Source organism: Aeromonas sp. R7-4, from assembly GCF_040908055.1.
Lineage (GTDB): Bacteria > Pseudomonadota > Gammaproteobacteria > Enterobacterales > Aeromonadaceae > Aeromonas > Aeromonas sanarellii.
In genome coordinates, this window is sequence record NZ_JBFODA010000031.1 from 81,240 (window position 1) to 96,367 (window position 15,128).

The following is a 15,128-nucleotide window of genomic DNA, read 5'->3' on the forward strand; positions in this document are numbered from 1 at the left end:
ATGAAAAATAGATGCGTTTGTAATCAGGGCGAAATTTTATCCCCAACCCCCGTTTACTTCCAGTGTGATCGTCATCGCAACGTCATCAGGCGGTCGCACCCTGGTTCGGGATCCATTTTTAGCGCCCTGGCTGGTGGTGTCGTGACCAAACTTATGGTATAAAGCGCGCCGGAATGGGGAACTTGTCTTCCCATACCATCACCCTTACTCAAACAACACACACACATCGACACCTGTACCGGGGTGCCCCTCTGGGGTCGGTTACATGGGATGTGTGGAGGCCTAACCCCAATACAGAGGTATAAAATGGCTAAAGTTTCTATGCGCGACATGCTGCAAGCCGGCGTTCACTTCGGTCACCAGACCCGTTACTGGAACCCGAAAATGAAGTCCTACATCTTCGGCGCCCGCAGCAAGGTTCACATCATCAACCTGGAAAAAACCGTTCCGATGTTTGACGATGCCATGAACTTCATCAGCTCCGTAGCTGCCAAGAAAGGCAAGGTACTGTTCGTTGGTACCAAGCGTGCCGCGTCTGAAGCCGTTAAAGAAGCCGCTGAGCGTTGCGACCAGTTCTATGTTAACCACCGCTGGCTGGGCGGCATGCTGACCAACTGGAAAACCGTTCGTCAGTCTATCAAGCGCCTGAAAGATCTGGAAACCCAGAGCCAGGACGGTACCTTCGACAAGCTGACCAAGAAAGAGGCGCTGATGCGTACTCGCGAAATGGACAAGCTGGAGAAGAGCCTGGGTGGTATCAAGAACATGGGCGGCCTGCCTGACGTTCTGTTCGTTGTCGACGCCGACCACGAGCACATCGCTATCAAAGAAGCCAACAACCTGGGTATCCCGGTAGTTTCCATCGTTGATACCAACTCCAACCCGGACGGCGTTGACTATGTCATCCCGGGTAACGACGACGCTATCCGTGCCGTACAGCTGTACCTGAACGCTGCTGCTGACACCGTTCTGGAAGCCCGTGAGCAGGACATCGTTGTTCAAGCCGAACAAGATGGCTTCGTTGAAGCTGAGTAATTGATAAGGACTGCAAAGCCCTTATTAACCAAGCTGATGTAATTGGTTAGCAGGGGCCCTTGTGGCCCCTGTTTCTTGTCAATTCAAGACCGAGGATACTGGACATGGCAAACATTTCTGCCGCCCTGGTAAAAGAACTGCGCGAGCGCACCGCCGCTGGCATGATGGATTGCAAAAAAGCGCTGGAAGAAGCCAACGGTGACATCGAACTGGCTATCGAGAACATGCGTAAATCCGGTCAGGCCAAGGCCGCCAAGAAAGCGGGCCGTATCGCCGCCGAAGGCGTGATCTTCGCCCGTACCGAAGGCAACGTTGCCGTCATGATCGAGCTGAACTGCGAGACTGACTTCGTTTCCAAGGATGCCGGTTTCCTGGCCATGGGTCAGAAGATCGTCGAGATCGCCGCTACCCAGAAAATCGCTGACGTTGACGCGCTGAAAGCCGCCGACTTCGGCAACGGTGAGTCCGTCGAGCTGACCATCACCAACCTGATCGCCAAGATCGGTGAGAACATGAACCTGCGTCGCGTGATGCTGGTTGAAGGTGACAACCTGGGCACCTACGTTCACGGCTCCCGCATCGGTGTTATCACCAAGCTGGCCGGTGGCTCCGAAGAGCTGGCCAAAGATCTGGCCATGCACGTCGCTGCCAACAGCCCGCAATTCGTCAAGCCGGAAGACGTGTCTGCCGAAGTCGTTGCCAAAGAGCGCGAAATCCAGATCGACATCGCCATCAACTCCGGCAAGCCGAAAGAAATCGCCGAGAAGATGGTTGAAGGCCGCATGAAGAAGTTCACCGGTGAGGTTTCCCTGACTGGTCAGCCGTTCGTGAAGGATCCTTCCATGACCGTTGCCGAGCTGCTGAAGAAAGAAGGCGCTGACGTTGTTTCCTTCACCCGTTTCGAAGTGGGCGAAGGCATCGAGAAGCAAGAGACCGACTTCGCTGCTGAAGTAGCAGCCCAGATCGCGGCCGCTCAGAAGGCCTAATCGAACCGGTTTTTCCGTTTCCCCAGACCGCGACTTATGTCGCGGTCTTTATATGACCAGGAATCAGTGACATGAGTACCAATCCCAAGCCTGCATACAGACGTGTTCTTCTGAAGTTGAGTGGTGAAGCCCTGCAAGGATCCGAGGGTTTCGGCATTGATCCGGCGGTGCTGGAACGGATGGCCCAAGAGATCAAAGAGCTGGTTGAGCTGGGTGTTCAGGTCGGTCTGGTCATCGGTGGCGGCAACCTGTTCCGTGGTGCCGGCCTCGCCAAGGCGGGCATGAACCGCGTGGTGGGTGACCACATGGGCATGCTGGCGACCGTCATGAACGGCCTGGCCATGCGTGATGCCCTGCATCGTGCTTATGTGAATGCTCGCCTGATGTCGGCCATCTCCCTGCAGGGGGTCTGCGACTCCTACAGCTGGGCAGAGGCCATCAGCCAGCTGCGCGCCGGCAAGGTGGTGATCTTCTCTGCCGGTACCGGCAACCCCTTCTTTACCACCGACTCGGCAGCCTGCCTGCGCGGCATCGAGATCGAAGCCGACGTCGTGCTCAAGGCCACCAAGGTCGATGGTGTGTTCACCGACGATCCGGTCAAGAACCCGGATGCCGTGCTCTATCAAGAACTGAGTTATGATGAAGTTCTTGAAAAAGAACTCAAAGTGATGGATCTTGCTGCTTTTACCCTGGCCCGCGACCACGATCTGCCGATCCGGGTGTTCAACATGAACAAACCGGGCGCACTGCGCCGGGTGATCATGGGCGAGCCGGAAGGTACCCTGATCCACCAGGCCAGCAAGTAAGGCAAGTGTGAGCCCCAGGCTCGCTTGTCCATTACGCCAGTCAACAAGATAGATACGGGCCGCCCGCCGGCTCGTTCGCCAAAAGGAAAACCACTGTGATCAACGAGATTAAAAACGACGCCAAGGACCGCATGGGCAAAAGCGTAGAGTCGCTCAAGACCCAGATGTCCAAGATCCGTACCGGTCGTGCTCACCCGAGCCTGCTCGACGGCATCCAGGTGGAGTATTACGGTGCTGCCACTCCTCTGAAGCAGTTGGCCAACGTGGTGGCAGAAGATGCCCGTACCCTCTCCATCTCCATCTTCGATCGCTCCATGATCCAGGCGGTGGAAAAAGCCATCCTGACCTCCGATCTGGGCCTGAATCCGTCCAGCAACGGCCAGACCCTGCGCGTGCCGCTGCCGCCGCTGACCGAGGAGCGTCGTCGCGATCTGACCAAGATCGTCCGTGCCGAGGCCGAAGGCGCCCGGGTTGCCATTCGCAACATCCGCCGCGATGCCAACGCCGACCTGAAAGCCCTGCTCAAAGACAAAGAGATCTCCGAGGATGACGACCGTCGCGCCCAGGAAGAGATCCAGAAGCTGACCGATACCTTCATCAAGCTGGTGGATGACGCCCTGGTTGTGAAGGAAAAGGAGCTAATGGAAATCTAAGCCTCCGACAGGTATATTACGAGCGCCGTGTAGTGCCCCTGCACGGCGCTTTTGTCTTTGTGGGAGAAATGAATGTCGCTTTTGGCAGCGCTGGGCGATAGCGCCAGCTCGTCCTTGCCCCGTCACGTCGCCATCATCATGGATGGCAACGGTCGCTGGGCTCAGAACCGTGGCAAGATGCGGGTCTCTGGCCACAAGGCGGGCGTGAAATCCGTGCGTGAGGCCGTCTCCTTTGCCGCCCGTGCCAAGATGGAGGCGCTGACCCTGTTTGCGTTCTCCAGTGAAAACTGGCGCCGCCCCGAGGGGGAGGTCAATGCGCTCATGGAGCTCTTCATGACGGTGTTGGGGCGTGAGGTGAGCAAGCTGCACAGCAACGGCATCCGTCTCAAGGTCATTGGCGATACCGCCCGCTTCAGCGAGCGGCTGCAGGCCAGGATCGCCAAGGCCGAGGCCCTGACCGCCAACAACCGGGGGATGACCCTCAACATCGCCGCCAACTATGGCGGCCAGTGGGACATCGCCCAGGCGGCCCGCAAGCTGGCCCGTGCCGTGGCCGCCGGCGAGCTGGATGCCGAGGCGGTCGATGAGGCCGCGCTGGCGCGCGAGGTCTGCATGGCCGACCTGCCGCCGGTGGATCTGCTGATCCGCACCGGCGGGGACCATCGCATCAGCAACTTCATGCTGTGGCAGCTTGCCTATGCTGAACTCTATTTTACCCCGGTCCTGTGGCCCGATTTCGACGAGGCCGAGTTCAGTGGGGCGGTTGCCTCCTTCGTTGCTCGCGAGCGTCGCTTCGGCTGTACGGGCGAACAGATCCGGGAACTGATCGCCGCGCAACAGACCGGCTAAACCCCGCTCCCAAGAGAGAGGTTTCTTTTGCTAAAACAACGAATTATTACCGCATTACTGTTAGTGCCCCTGGTGTTGGGGGCGCTGTTTTTCCTGCCATTGAAATTCTTTGCCCTGCTCGCCGCCCTGGTCTTTCTGCTGGCCAGCCGCGAGTGGAGCGCCTTCGTGACCGCCCAGCCGCAGCAATGGCTGCCGGTGGTGTTCTGTCTGCTGCTGGGGGCCAGCCTGTTCTGGGTGCCGGTAGAGCAGCTCTGGATCCCTCAACTGCACCCACTGGTGATGGGCGTGCTCTGGACCGCGGTCAGCTGGTGGCTGCTGGGGCTGCTGCTGGTGCTGCGCTACCCGCAGAGCGCCAAGCTGTGGCGAGAGTCCGTCTGGCTCAAGTCCCTGTTCGGCCTGGTGACCCTGGTGCCCTTCTTCTGGTCCCTGGTGGCCATCCGGGGCTACAACTTCTACCACGACCCCATGATGGGGGCCTGGATACTGCTGTTCGTGATGGGACTGGTCTGGGCGGCAGATTCTGGCGCATATTTTTTCGGCAAGGCGTTCGGCAAACACAAGCTGGCGCCGGCCGTCAGCCCGGGCAAGACCATAGAGGGCATGCTGGGCGGCCTGTTCACCGCGAGCCTTCTGGCCATCGGCGTCACCTGGTTCATGGGCTTCGTGCCGGCCAAGATGGCGGCCGTGCTGATCTGCTCCCTGCTGGCGGTGCTCGCCTCCGTACTCGGCGATCTCACCGAGAGCATGTTCAAGCGTGAAGCGGGCATCAAGGATTCCGGCACCCTGCTGCCGGGCCACGGCGGCATCCTCGATCGCATCGACAGCCTGACGGCGGCCCTGCCCGTGTTCCTGCTCAGCTACCTGTTGCTCGGTCAGGAGTTTTGATGCCCCGCGCGCTGATGATCCCGGGAGCGTCCCGCTCCATCAGTCTGTTACCCATTCAGGAGTCTTGATGCATAACCTGGTGATCCTGGGAGCGTCCGGCTCCATCGGTCAGAGCACCCTCAAGGTACTGCGGCACAATCCTGGGCGCTGGCAGGTGCTGGCGCTGACGGCGGCTCGCAGCGTGGAGGCCATGCTGCGCGACTGCCTCGAATTCTCTCCCCGCTTCGCCGTCATGGTGGACGAAGGCGCAGCCAGCGATCTGGCGGGCAGGCTCAAGGCCCATGGCTCTGCGACCCGGGTGCTCAGTGGCCAGGCGGCCCTGTGCGAGGTGGCGTCCCACCCCGAGGCCCACAGCGTGATGGCGGCCATCGTCGGCGCGGCGGGTCTGGCGCCCACCATGGCCGCGGTGCGGGCCGGCAAGCGCATCCTGCTGGCCAACAAGGAGGCGCTGGTCATGTCGGGCGCCTTCTTCATGGAGGCGGTGCGCCAGCACGGCGCCGAGCTGCTGCCCATCGACAGCGAACACAACGCCATCTTCCAGTGCCTGCCCGAGGCCATCCAGCGCCAGCCGGGCTTCTGCGATCTGGCCGCGGCTGGCATCAGCAAGATACTGTTGACCGGCTCGGGCGGTCCGTTCCGCTACACGGAGATCGGCGAGCTGGCCAAGGTCACCCCTGCCCAGGCGGTGGCCCATCCTAACTGGTCCATGGGGGCCAAGATCTCGGTGGACTCCGCCACCATGATCAACAAGGGGCTGGAGTACATAGAGGCGCGCTGGCTGTTCAACGCCGCCCCCGAGCAGATCCAGGTGGTGATCCACCCCCAGTCGGTCATCCACTCCATGGTGCAGTACAAAGACGGCTCCGTGCTGGCCCAGCTCGGCAACCCCGACATGTGCACCCCCATCGCCCACGCCCTGGCCTATCCGGCTCGCATCGAGTCCAGTGTGGAACCTTTGGATTTCTTCAGTGTCGGAGAGTTCAGCTTCATTCGCCCCGACTACGAGCGCTATCCTTGCTTGCGGCTGGCCATCGCTGCCTGCCAGCAGGGGCAGGGGGCTACTACCTCCCTCAATGCCGCCAACGAGGAGGCCGTCGCGGCTTTTCTTGCAGAGCGGATTGGATTTATGGATATTGCCAGAGTCAACGAATCCGTCATGAGCGCGCTGGGCACGAGTGCCGCAGGCTCCCTGGAGGATCTCATTGCCCTGGATGGTGCGGCCCGTGTCCGTGCCCAGCAACTGATAAAGGAGCTTGCCGTATGAACGGACTGTGGTGGCCAGGTGCCTCTCTCCATGCTCTGCGCAGGACTGGTCATGACCTCGAGGTGCGTGGCTGATGGGAACCCTGCTGTGGAACATAGGCGCCTTCATCGTCGCCCTCGGGCTCCTGGTAGCGGTCCATGAATTCGGCCACTTCTGGGTCGCCCGTCGCTGTGGCGTCAAGGTGGAGCGTTTCTCCATCGGCTTTGGCAAGGCTATCTGGCGCCGGCTCGGCAAGGATGGCACCGAATACGTGCTGGCGCTCATTCCCCTGGGTGGCTACGTCAAGATGCTGGACGGCCGGGTCGACGATCTCAAGCCGGGTGAGGAGCAGTACGCCTTCAACCACAAGAGCGTCTGGGCACGGATGGCCATCGTCGCGGCCGGCCCCATGGCCAACTTCGTGTTTGCCCTGTTCGCCTTCTGGCTGATGTTCATGATCGGCGTCCCGAGCGTCAAACCTGTGGTGGGCGAGGTGCGCCCCGCCTCCATCGTCGCCCAGGCCGGCATCGAACCGGGCATGGAGATAGTCGGCGTCGGTGGCGAGGAGACAGGTGACTGGGAAAGCGTGACCTATGCCCTCATCAGCCACCTGGGGGACGATTCGGTCCAGCTCAAGCTCAAGGCGGCCCACACCAGCTATGCGGTGGACAAGACGCTGCAGCTCGCCGGCTGGCAGTTCGATCCGGACAAGGAGTCCCCCATCGGCAGCCTGGGGATAGTGCCGCTGGGCGGCAAGGTGCTGCCCGTGGTCGAGGCCGTGGTGCCATCGAGCGCCAGCGAGAAGGCCGGCCTGCTGGTTGGGGATCGCATCAAGGGCGTCGATGGCCAAGCCATCACCGAATGGGCCCAGTTTGTCGAGCGCGTGCAGCAATCCCCGGAGCAGCCACTGCAGGTGACGGTGGAGCGGGCGGGCAGCGATCTGACCCTGACCCTGACCCCGGATGTGAAGAAGGTGAGAGGCCAGCTGGTCGGTTTCGTCGGCCTGTCGCCGCAACTGGTTCCATTACCGGATGAGTATCGAACTCTGTTACAGTATGGGCCTTTGCAAGCCCTGTGGCATGGGGTCCAGAAGACCTGGAGCCTGATCACCCTGACCTTCGACATGATTGGCAAGCTGATCGGTGGCATCGTCTCCCTGGACAATCTGAGCGGCCCCATCTCCATCGCCAAGGGGGCCGGCAGCAGCGCCGATTACGGGTTGGTCTATTTCCTGGGGTTCCTGGCGCTCATCAGCGTCAACCTGGGGATCATCAATCTGTTCCCCCTGCCGGTTCTCGATGGTGGCCACCTGGTCTATTTCCTCATCGAGGCGATCACCGGCAAGCCGGTACCGGAAAAAATTCAGGAAGTTGGGTTCAGGATAGGCGCCGCCATTCTGATGTTACTGATGGGCATTGCGCTGTTTAATGATTTCGCTCGCCTCTGAGGCCAGAGCATCAACAAGGACACATAAGAACAAAATGGCTGTTAAAAAAGCATTGGTGTTGAGTTGCCTGCTGGGGGCCAGCTTCCTGGCTCAGGCTGCCCCGGCCTCTTTTGTGGTGCAAGACATTCAGGTCGAGGGTCTGCAGCGGGTGACCCTGGGTGCCGCCCTGTTGAATCTGCCGGTGCGGGTCGGTGACTCCGTCGACTCCGTGGCCCTGGCGAACGCCATCAAGAAGCTCTATGCCTCCGGCAACTTCGAGGACGTCAAGGTCTATCGTGACGGCCAGGTGCTGCAGGTTGTGGTGAAGGAACGCCCGACCATCTCCAGCATCGAGTTCTCCGGTAACAAGGACATCAAGGAGGAGCAGCTGACCCAGAGCCTGGAGTCCTCCGGCATCCGGGTCGGTGATCCCCTGGATCGCACCGTGCTGAGCTCCCTCGAGAAGGGACTGGAAGATTTCTACTACGGCGTGGGCAAGTACTCCGCCAAGGTCAAGGCCATCGTCACTCCGCTGCCGCGCAACCGGGTCGACCTCAAGTTCACCTTCGTGGAAGGGGAAGCGGCGAAGATCCAGCAGATCAACATCGTCGGCAACCAGGTGTTCCCGGAAGAGAAGCTGCTGGCCCAGCTCTCCCTCAAGGACGACGTGCCCTGGTGGAACTTCACCGGCGATCAGCGCTATCAGAAGCAGAAGCTGGCCGGCGACATCGAAGTGCTGCGCTCCTACTACATGGACCGCGGCTACATCCGCTTCGCCCAGGAGTCCACCCAGGTCTCCATGACCCCGGACAAGAAGGGGGTCTACGTCACCCTCAACATCAAGGAAGGGGACCAGTACAAGGTCTCAGGCGTCCAGCTCAAGGGCGACCTCATCGATCGCGGCGGCGAGATGAAGGGGCTGATCCCCATCGAGGCCGGCAGCGTCTATTCCGCGAGCCAGGTGACCCACACCGAAGAGGTGCTCTCCAAGTTCCTCGGCCGTTACGGCTACGCCTATCCCAAAGTCGTCACCTTCCCCCAGATCAATGACGAGACCAAGGAAGTCGAGCTCATCGTCAACGTGGAGCCGGGCCCCCGGGTCTACGTGCGCAACATCAACTTCAGCGGCAACGTCACCACCAAGGACGAAGTGCTGCGTCGCGAGATGCGCCAGATGGAGGGCACCTGGCTCTCCTCCGACAACGTCGAGCAGTCCAAGACCCGTCTCAACCGGCTCGGCTTCTTCGAAACCGCAGAAGTGGATACCAAGCGGGTGCCCGGCAGCGACGACCAGGTCGATCTCGACTTCAAGGTGAAGGAGCAGCCCGCGGGGTCCATCAACGCCGGCATCGGCTATGGCACCGAATCGGGTCTGAGCCTGCAGGCGGGCCTGCAGCAGGACAACTTCATGGGGACCGGCAAGAAGATCGGCATCAACGCCAGCACCAACGACTACTCGAAGAACATCGATCTGAGCTACAACGATCCCTACTTCACCGTCGATGGAGTCAGCCTGGGCGGCCGTCTCTACTACAACAAGTTCAGCGCGGCCGATGCCAACATCGTCGACTACGAGAACACCACCATCGGCTTCCGTCTCTCCAGCGGCTTCCCGGTCAACGAGAACAACCGTCTCGACTTCAGCCTGGGCTACGAGAACAACAAGCTCTCCCAGCCCAACCCCTATGTGCAGGTGGACGAGTTCTGGAAGGTCTATCAGGCGAACCTGGACGGCGACAACCGCATGGTGTTCAACACCGTCGACGTCACCGCCGGCTGGACCCGTTCCACCCTCAACAAGGGCCAGTTCCCGACCGCCGGTGACCGTCAGCGGGTGAACGCCAAGGTGACGGTACCTGGCATGGATCTGCAGTACTTCAAGCTCAACGCCGAAGACTCCCACTACTTCCCGTTCGATGCGGATCACCAGTGGGTGATGCTGGCCAAGGCCCGCGCCTCCTATGGCAACGGCTACGGCAGCAACGGCGACTACGACCACGTGCTGCCGTTCTTCGAGAACTACTATGCCGGTGGCTTCGACACCCTGCGCGGCTTCAAGAGCAACACCGTGGGTCCGAAGGCGCTCTATTACTACAACCTGGGCGGCAACGACGTCATCCAGGGCACCGACAGCTCGGTGGGCGGCAATGCCCTGGCGGTGGCGTCCCTCGAGATGATAGTGCCGACGCCGTTCGCCTCGGAAAGCTACCAGCCCCAGCTTAGAACCAGCTTCTTCGTCGATGCGGGCACCGTGTGGGACACCACCTTCGAATATGGCCAGTACCAGAACCGTTGCTTCAGCGGCTGCAACTATCTGATGGACTACTCCGACCCCACCAACATCCGGGTGTCGACCGGTCTGTCGCTGCAGTGGCTCTCTCCCATGGGGCCCCTGGTGTTCGTGCTGGCGAAACCGATCAAGAAATACGAAGGGGACGACACCGAAGTCTTCTCCTTCAACATCGGCCGTACCTTCTAATCGGGTCGGACGACCCCGCTGCGGCGGGGGAGAAGCATGATGGGTCGCGCGGTTTGCGTGCCTCACCAGGTAACAAGACGGTCTTGTGGATCGCTTGCACAATCAGGTAAATCAGGTAGCCCTCGACCGAGGGACCAAGGAGTAAGTGTGAATAAAGCGTTGAAAGTAGCTGGTTTGAGTTTTGCACTGATGGCTGCCGGCATGGGCTCCGCCTGGGCTGAGACCAAGATTGCCGTGGTCGACATGGGCGAAGTCTTCCAGAAGCTGCCCCAGCGTGAAGCCGTTGCCAAGAAGCTGAAAGGTGAATTCGAGCCGCGCATGCGCGAGCTGCAGAAGCTGGAGTCCGATGGTCAGGCGCTGGTCGAGAAGTTCAAGAAGGACGAAGCCTTCATGAGCGCCGAGCAGAAGAAGCAGAGCCAGGAGAAGCTGGCCAAGCTGCAGATGGAGTTCAACCAGAAGCGTCAGGCGTTTGAGCAGGACAACGGCCGTCGTCAGGCGGAAGAGCGCAACAAGATCCTGACCAAGGTACAGGCTGCCATCGATGCCATCGCCAAGAGCAATGGCTACGATCTGGTGCTGGAGCGCAACGCCGCGCCCTATGCCGCCAGCAAGCTGGACATCTCCGGCCAGGTCATTTCTCAGGTTAGCAAGAGCAACTAATTGATGGCATTCACTCTCGCACAGCTGGCCCAGCAACTGGGGGCCGAGGTCCATGGGGATGGGACCCGGGAAATTCGCAAGGTCGCGACACTGGAAAAAGCCGGGGAGGGGGAGATCGCCTTCCTGTCCAACAAGAAGTACCGGCATTTCCTGGAGCAGAGCAAGGCGACCGCCGTGCTCATCACCGAAGCGGACCTGCCGTTTTGTCCCACCAATGCCCTGGTGCTCAAGGACCCCTACGTGGGCTTTGCCCGGGTAGCCCAACTGCTGGACACCACCCCGCAGCCGGCCATGGATATCCATCCGAGCGCCGTCATCGCGGCGGACGTGCAACTGGGCGAGAGAGTGGCCATCGGCGCCAATGCGGTCATCGAATCCGGCGTGGTGCTGGGGGATGATGTCCGCATCGGTCCTGGCTGTTTCGTTGGCCAGAACACCCGACTGGGAGCACGCTCCCGGTTGTGGGCCAACGTTACCCTCTATCACAACGTGACCCTGGGCACGGACTGTCTGGTGCAAGCCGGGACCGTGATCGGGGCCGACGGTTTCGGTTATGCCAACGAGCGTGGCGAGTGGATCAAGATCCCCCAGCTCGGTGGCGTGACCATAGGCAACCGGGTCGAGATCGGTGCCTGCACCACCATCGACCGCGGTGCGCTGGAAGATACCCGCATCGCCGACAACGTCATCATCGACAACCAGTGCCAGATCGCCCACAACGTCGAGATCGGCTACGGCACCGCCGTGGCGGGCTCCACCGTGATGGCCGGTAGTCTCAAGGTCGGCAAATACTGTATCATTGGCGGCGCCTCCGTCTTCAACGGGCACATGGAGATCTGCGACCAGGCCACCGTCACCGGCATGGCCATGGTGATGCGACCCATCACGGAGCCCGGTATCTATTCTTCCGGCATCCCCCTGCAAACCAATAAAGAGTGGCGCAAGACCGCCGCCCGGGTGATGCGTATCGAAGAGATGCACAAGCGGTTGAGCCGACTTGAGAAAAAGCTGGATCAAGAATAATCACGATTGGTATAGGGTACTGTTTTGACTACTGAAAAGAAGAGCCTGGGCATCCAGGAAATCATGGATCTGCTGCCCCACCGTTATCCCTTCCTGATGGTGGACAAGGTGGAAAACTACGAGATCAGCGATGAGCGCAAGACCCTGCGCGCCATCAAGAACGTTTCGTTCAACGAGCCGATCTTCCAGGGCCATTTCCCGGCCAAGCCGGTGTTCCCCGGCGTGCTGATCCTGGAGGCCATGGCCCAGGCGACCGGTATCCTGGCCTTTACCATGGTGGGCAAGCCGTCCCCCAACGAGCTCTACTATTTCGCCTCCATCGACAACGCCCGCTTCAAGCGCCCGGTCGGCCCTGGCGATCAGCTGGTGCTGGACGTAGAGTTTCTGAAGGAGCGCCGCGGCATTGCCAAGTTCACCGGTGTCGCCACCGTCGACGGTGAAGTGGTCTGTACCGCCGAACTGATGTGCGCCAAACGCGAGGTGTAACCGTGATCGACCAGACTGCCATCATCCACGACAGCGCCATCGTCCATGAGTCTGCCGTCATCGGCAAAGGGGTCGAGATCGGTCCCTTTACCGTCATCGGTGCCGACGTGGAAATCGGCGACAACACCTGGGTGAGCTCCCATGTGGTGATCAAGGGGCCGACCAGGATAGGTCGCGGCAACAAGATCTTCCAGCACACCTCCATCGGTGAGGATTGCCAGGACAAGAAGTACGCCGGCGAGCGCACCTTCCTCGAGATTGGCGACAACAACGTGTTTCGCGAGAACTGCACCGTGCACCGCGGCACCACCCAGGATCAGAGCCTGACCAAGGTGGGCAGCGGCAACCTGTTCATGGTCAACGTCCACGTGGCCCACGACTGCATCATCGGTGACAACTGCATCTTCGCCAACAACGCCACCCTGGCGGGCCACGTGCACATCGGTGACTTCGTGATCTTCGGCGGTCTGTCTGCCATTCACCAGTTCGGTCGCGTCGGCTCCCACGCCTTCGTCGGTGGCTGCGCCGCCCTGAACAAGGACGTGCCCCCCTACGTGATGGCGGCCGGCAACTATGCCAAGCCGTTCGGGGTCAACTCCGAGGGGCTGCGTCGTCGCGGCTTCAGCGCCGAGGCGATCTCCGCCGTCAAGCGTGCCTACAAGGAGATCTTCCGCTCCGGCAAGACCATCGAAGAGGTGCTGCCGGTGCTGAGCGAGATGGCCCAGGCCGAGCCTGCCATCCAGCTTTATGTGGATTTCCTCAAGGACAACGAGCGCGGGATCATCCGTGCCTAAGCCCATCCGCATCGGCATCGTCGCCGGAGAGACCTCCGGCGACATCCTGGCCGCAGGGCTGGTGCGCGAGCTGCAGCGTCGCTACCCCGACGCGCAGTTTGAAGGGATCGCCGGGCCGCGCATGCAGGCCCTGGGCGTCAAGGCGCTGTTCGAGATGGAGGAGCTCTCCGTCATGGGCATCGCCGAGGTGCTGGGACGTCTGCCCCGCATCCTGCAGGTGCGCCGCGAGCTGCTGCGCCACTTCATTGCCAATCCTCCCGACATCTTCGTCGGTGTGGATGCGCCCGATTTCAATATCGGGGTGGAGCTGAAACTGCGCCGCGCCGGTATCAAGACGGTCCACTACGTCAGCCCCTCGGTCTGGGCCTGGCGTCAGGGCCGCATTCACAAGATCAAGGCCGCCACCGACATGGTGCTCGCCTTCCTGCCGTTCGAGAAAGCCTTCTACGACCGTTTCGATGCCCCCTGCCGGTTCGTCGGCCACACCATGGCGGACGACATCCCGCTGGTACCGGATCAGGCCGCCGTGCGCAAGGAGCTCGGCATCGATCCCGCCCGCCGCTGGCTGGCGGTGCTGCCTGGCAGCCGGCATGCGGAGGTGGCCTTCATGGCGCCGGTCTTCCTCGAGGCGTGCAAGCACCTGACGGTGCACTGCCCGGATCTCGGCTTCATCGTGCCCCTGGTCAACCAGAAGCGGCGCGAGCAGTTCCTCGCCATCAAGGCCGAGGTGGCGCCGGATCTCGACATGGTGCTGCTGGACGGCCAGGGCCGCGAGGCCATGATCGCCGCCGACGTGGTGATGCTCGCCTCCGGCACAGCCGCGCTGGAAGCCATGCTGGTGAAGAAACCCATGGTGGTGGGCTACAAGCTCAAACCCTTCAGCTACTGGCTGGCCCAGTGGCTGGTGAAGACGGAATACGTCTCCCTGCCCAACCTGCTGGCGGACAGGATGCTGGTGCCCGAACTCATCCAGCACGAGTGCACCCCCTGCAATCTGGTGGAAGAGGTCAGCAAACTGCTGGAGCACGACAACAGCGAGCTCATCGCGACCTTCACCAAGCTGCACGAGAAGATCCGCTGCAATGCCGACGTGCAGGCCGCCGAGGCGGTGGTGGCGCTGCTTGACCGCTAGTTGGGCTGGAATGTGCGCTTTTGGCGTGATGTTGTGCTGATACTGGCCCTGCGGGGCCGGTTTTGATTCAAGGCTGTGAGATGACGATCGATATTCCTCAAGACAAGCTGATTGCCGGGGTGGACGAGGTGGGGCGCGGCCCCCTGGTGGGTGACGTGGTCACCGCCGCGGTGATCCTGGATCCCGCCAACCCGATCGAAGGCCTGGCCGACTCCAAGAAGCTCTCCGAGAAGAAGCGCCTCGCCTTGTTTAGCGAAATCAAGGAGAAGGCCCTGGCCTGGGCCATCGGCCGCGCCAGCCCGGCGGAGATCGACGAACTCAACATACTGCACGCCACCATGCTGGCGATGCAGCGCGCGGTGGCGGGGCTCTCCGTCCAGCCGGAGCTGGTGTTTATCGACGGCAACCGCTGCCCGTCCCTGCCGATGGAGGCCCGCGCCGTGGTCAAGGGCGACAGCCTGGTGGCCGCCATCAGTGCCGCCTCCATCCTCGCCAAGGTGACCCGCGACGCCGAGATGACCGAGCTGGATGCCCGCCATCCCGAGTACGGCTTCGCCCGCCACAAGGGCTATCCCACCGCCGAGCACCTCGCCATTCTGGCCGAACGGGGCCCGCTGCCCGAATACCGGCAGAGCTTCAAACCGGTGCGCCGCGCCCTGGGGATCGAATAA

The 15,128-nt window shown here is 61.3% G+C and carries 15 protein-coding genes; all 15 read left to right on the plus strand.

Going from position 1 to position 15,128, the window contains the following annotated elements; all coding sequences use genetic code 11:
- Window positions 1-306: 306 nt before the first annotated feature.
- The 15 genes from rpsB (at window position 307) to rnhB (ending at window position 15,128) form a co-directional block, all read left to right on the plus strand.
- Window positions 307-1,035, plus strand: a complete 729-nt coding sequence (gene rpsB / locus AB5Y72_RS07845; protein ID WP_042074723.1) for a 30S ribosomal protein S2 — start codon at window positions 307-309, stop codon at window positions 1,033-1,035.
- A gap of 104 nt (window positions 1,036-1,139) precedes the next feature.
- Window positions 1,140-2,021, plus strand: a complete 882-nt coding sequence (gene tsf / locus AB5Y72_RS07850) for a translation elongation factor Ts (protein ID WP_042074720.1) — start codon at window positions 1,140-1,142, stop codon at window positions 2,019-2,021.
- Window positions 2,022-2,092: 71 nt separating this feature from the next.
- Window positions 2,093-2,827 carry a UMP kinase gene (gene pyrH / locus AB5Y72_RS07855; protein ID WP_010673405.1) on the plus strand — a complete coding sequence of 245 codons (735 nt, stop codon included), beginning with the start codon at window positions 2,093-2,095 and terminating at the stop codon, window positions 2,825-2,827.
- 95 nt (window positions 2,828-2,922) lie between these two features.
- Complete coding sequence (gene frr / locus AB5Y72_RS07860) at window positions 2,923-3,480, plus strand: ribosome recycling factor (protein ID WP_042074717.1); 558 nt, start codon at window positions 2,923-2,925, stop codon at window positions 3,478-3,480.
- Window positions 3,481-3,552: 72 nt separating this feature from the next.
- Entirely contained in the window at window positions 3,553-4,329 is a 777-nt protein-coding gene (gene uppS / locus AB5Y72_RS07865) for a polyprenyl diphosphate synthase (RefSeq protein ID WP_368198822.1), read from the plus strand.
- A 27-nt stretch (window positions 4,330-4,356) separates the two neighbouring features.
- Complete coding sequence (locus tag AB5Y72_RS07870) at window positions 4,357-5,214, plus strand: phosphatidate cytidylyltransferase (protein WP_042074712.1); 858 nt, start codon at window positions 4,357-4,359, stop codon at window positions 5,212-5,214.
- Window positions 5,215-5,281: 67 nt separating this feature from the next.
- The gene (gene ispC / locus AB5Y72_RS07875) at window positions 5,282-6,478 is read left to right on the plus strand and encodes a 1-deoxy-D-xylulose-5-phosphate reductoisomerase (RefSeq protein WP_042074710.1); all 1,197 of its coding nucleotides are present in this window, start codon (window positions 5,282-5,284) and stop codon (window positions 6,476-6,478) included.
- Between the two features lie 73 nt (window positions 6,479-6,551).
- Window positions 6,552-7,904, plus strand: a complete 1,353-nt coding sequence (rseP, locus tag AB5Y72_RS07880; protein WP_042074707.1) for a sigma E protease regulator RseP — start codon at window positions 6,552-6,554, stop codon at window positions 7,902-7,904.
- A gap of 34 nt (window positions 7,905-7,938) precedes the next feature.
- Window positions 7,939-10,362 (plus strand): outer membrane protein assembly factor BamA, encoded by a 2,424-nt coding sequence (bamA, locus tag AB5Y72_RS07885; RefSeq protein ID WP_042074704.1) that lies wholly within the window; start codon window positions 7,939-7,941, stop codon window positions 10,360-10,362.
- A gap of 147 nt (window positions 10,363-10,509) precedes the next feature.
- Window positions 10,510-11,022 (plus strand): OmpH family outer membrane protein, encoded by a 513-nt coding sequence (locus AB5Y72_RS07890; RefSeq protein ID WP_042074703.1) that lies wholly within the window; start codon window positions 10,510-10,512, stop codon window positions 11,020-11,022.
- A gap of 3 nt (window positions 11,023-11,025) precedes the next feature.
- A complete protein-coding gene (gene lpxD, locus AB5Y72_RS07895) occupies window positions 11,026-12,045 on the plus strand; it encodes a UDP-3-O-(3-hydroxymyristoyl)glucosamine N-acyltransferase (protein ID WP_042075018.1) in 1,020 nt (339 codons plus the stop codon).
- A 24-nt stretch (window positions 12,046-12,069) separates the two neighbouring features.
- Window positions 12,070-12,531, plus strand: coding sequence for a 3-hydroxyacyl-ACP dehydratase FabZ (gene fabZ, locus AB5Y72_RS07900; RefSeq protein WP_010673414.1), 462 nt, complete (start codon window positions 12,070-12,072; stop codon window positions 12,529-12,531).
- Between the two features lie 2 nt (window positions 12,532-12,533).
- Window positions 12,534-13,325, plus strand: a complete 792-nt coding sequence (gene lpxA / locus AB5Y72_RS07905) for an acyl-ACP--UDP-N-acetylglucosamine O-acyltransferase (RefSeq protein WP_209793910.1) — start codon at window positions 12,534-12,536, stop codon at window positions 13,323-13,325.
- Window positions 13,318-14,457, plus strand: a complete 1,140-nt coding sequence (gene lpxB / locus AB5Y72_RS07910; RefSeq protein WP_209793909.1) for a lipid-A-disaccharide synthase — start codon at window positions 13,318-13,320, stop codon at window positions 14,455-14,457. The genes lpxA and lpxB overlap by 8 nt, the downstream gene beginning before the upstream one ends.
- Window positions 14,458-14,537: 80 nt before the next feature.
- Window positions 14,538-15,128, plus strand: a complete 591-nt coding sequence (gene rnhB, locus AB5Y72_RS07915; protein WP_325781904.1) for a ribonuclease HII — start codon at window positions 14,538-14,540, stop codon at window positions 15,126-15,128.

Excerpts from the sequence above, each read along its gene's own strand:
- rpsB (WP_042074723.1), top strand. The coding sequence starts at position 307 with ATGGCTAAAGTTTCTATGCGCGACATGCTGCAAGCCGGCGTTCACTTC.
- tsf (WP_042074720.1), top strand. The coding sequence starts at position 1,140 with ATGGCAAACATTTCTGCCGCCCTGGTAAAAGAACTGCGCGAGCGCACC.
- pyrH (WP_010673405.1), top strand. The coding sequence starts at position 2,093 with ATGAGTACCAATCCCAAGCCTGCATACAGACGTGTTCTTCTGAAGTTG.
- uppS (WP_368198822.1), top strand. The coding sequence starts at position 3,553 with ATGTCGCTTTTGGCAGCGCTGGGCGATAGCGCCAGCTCGTCCTTGCCC.
- ispC (WP_042074710.1), top strand. The coding sequence starts at position 5,282 with ATGCATAACCTGGTGATCCTGGGAGCGTCCGGCTCCATCGGTCAGAGC.
- rseP (WP_042074707.1), top strand. The coding sequence starts at position 6,552 with ATGGGAACCCTGCTGTGGAACATAGGCGCCTTCATCGTCGCCCTCGGG.
- bamA (WP_042074704.1), top strand. The coding sequence starts at position 7,939 with ATGGCTGTTAAAAAAGCATTGGTGTTGAGTTGCCTGCTGGGGGCCAGC.
- lpxD (WP_042075018.1), top strand. The coding sequence starts at position 11,026 with ATGGCATTCACTCTCGCACAGCTGGCCCAGCAACTGGGGGCCGAGGTC.
- rnhB (WP_325781904.1), top strand. The coding sequence starts at position 14,538 with ATGACGATCGATATTCCTCAAGACAAGCTGATTGCCGGGGTGGACGAG.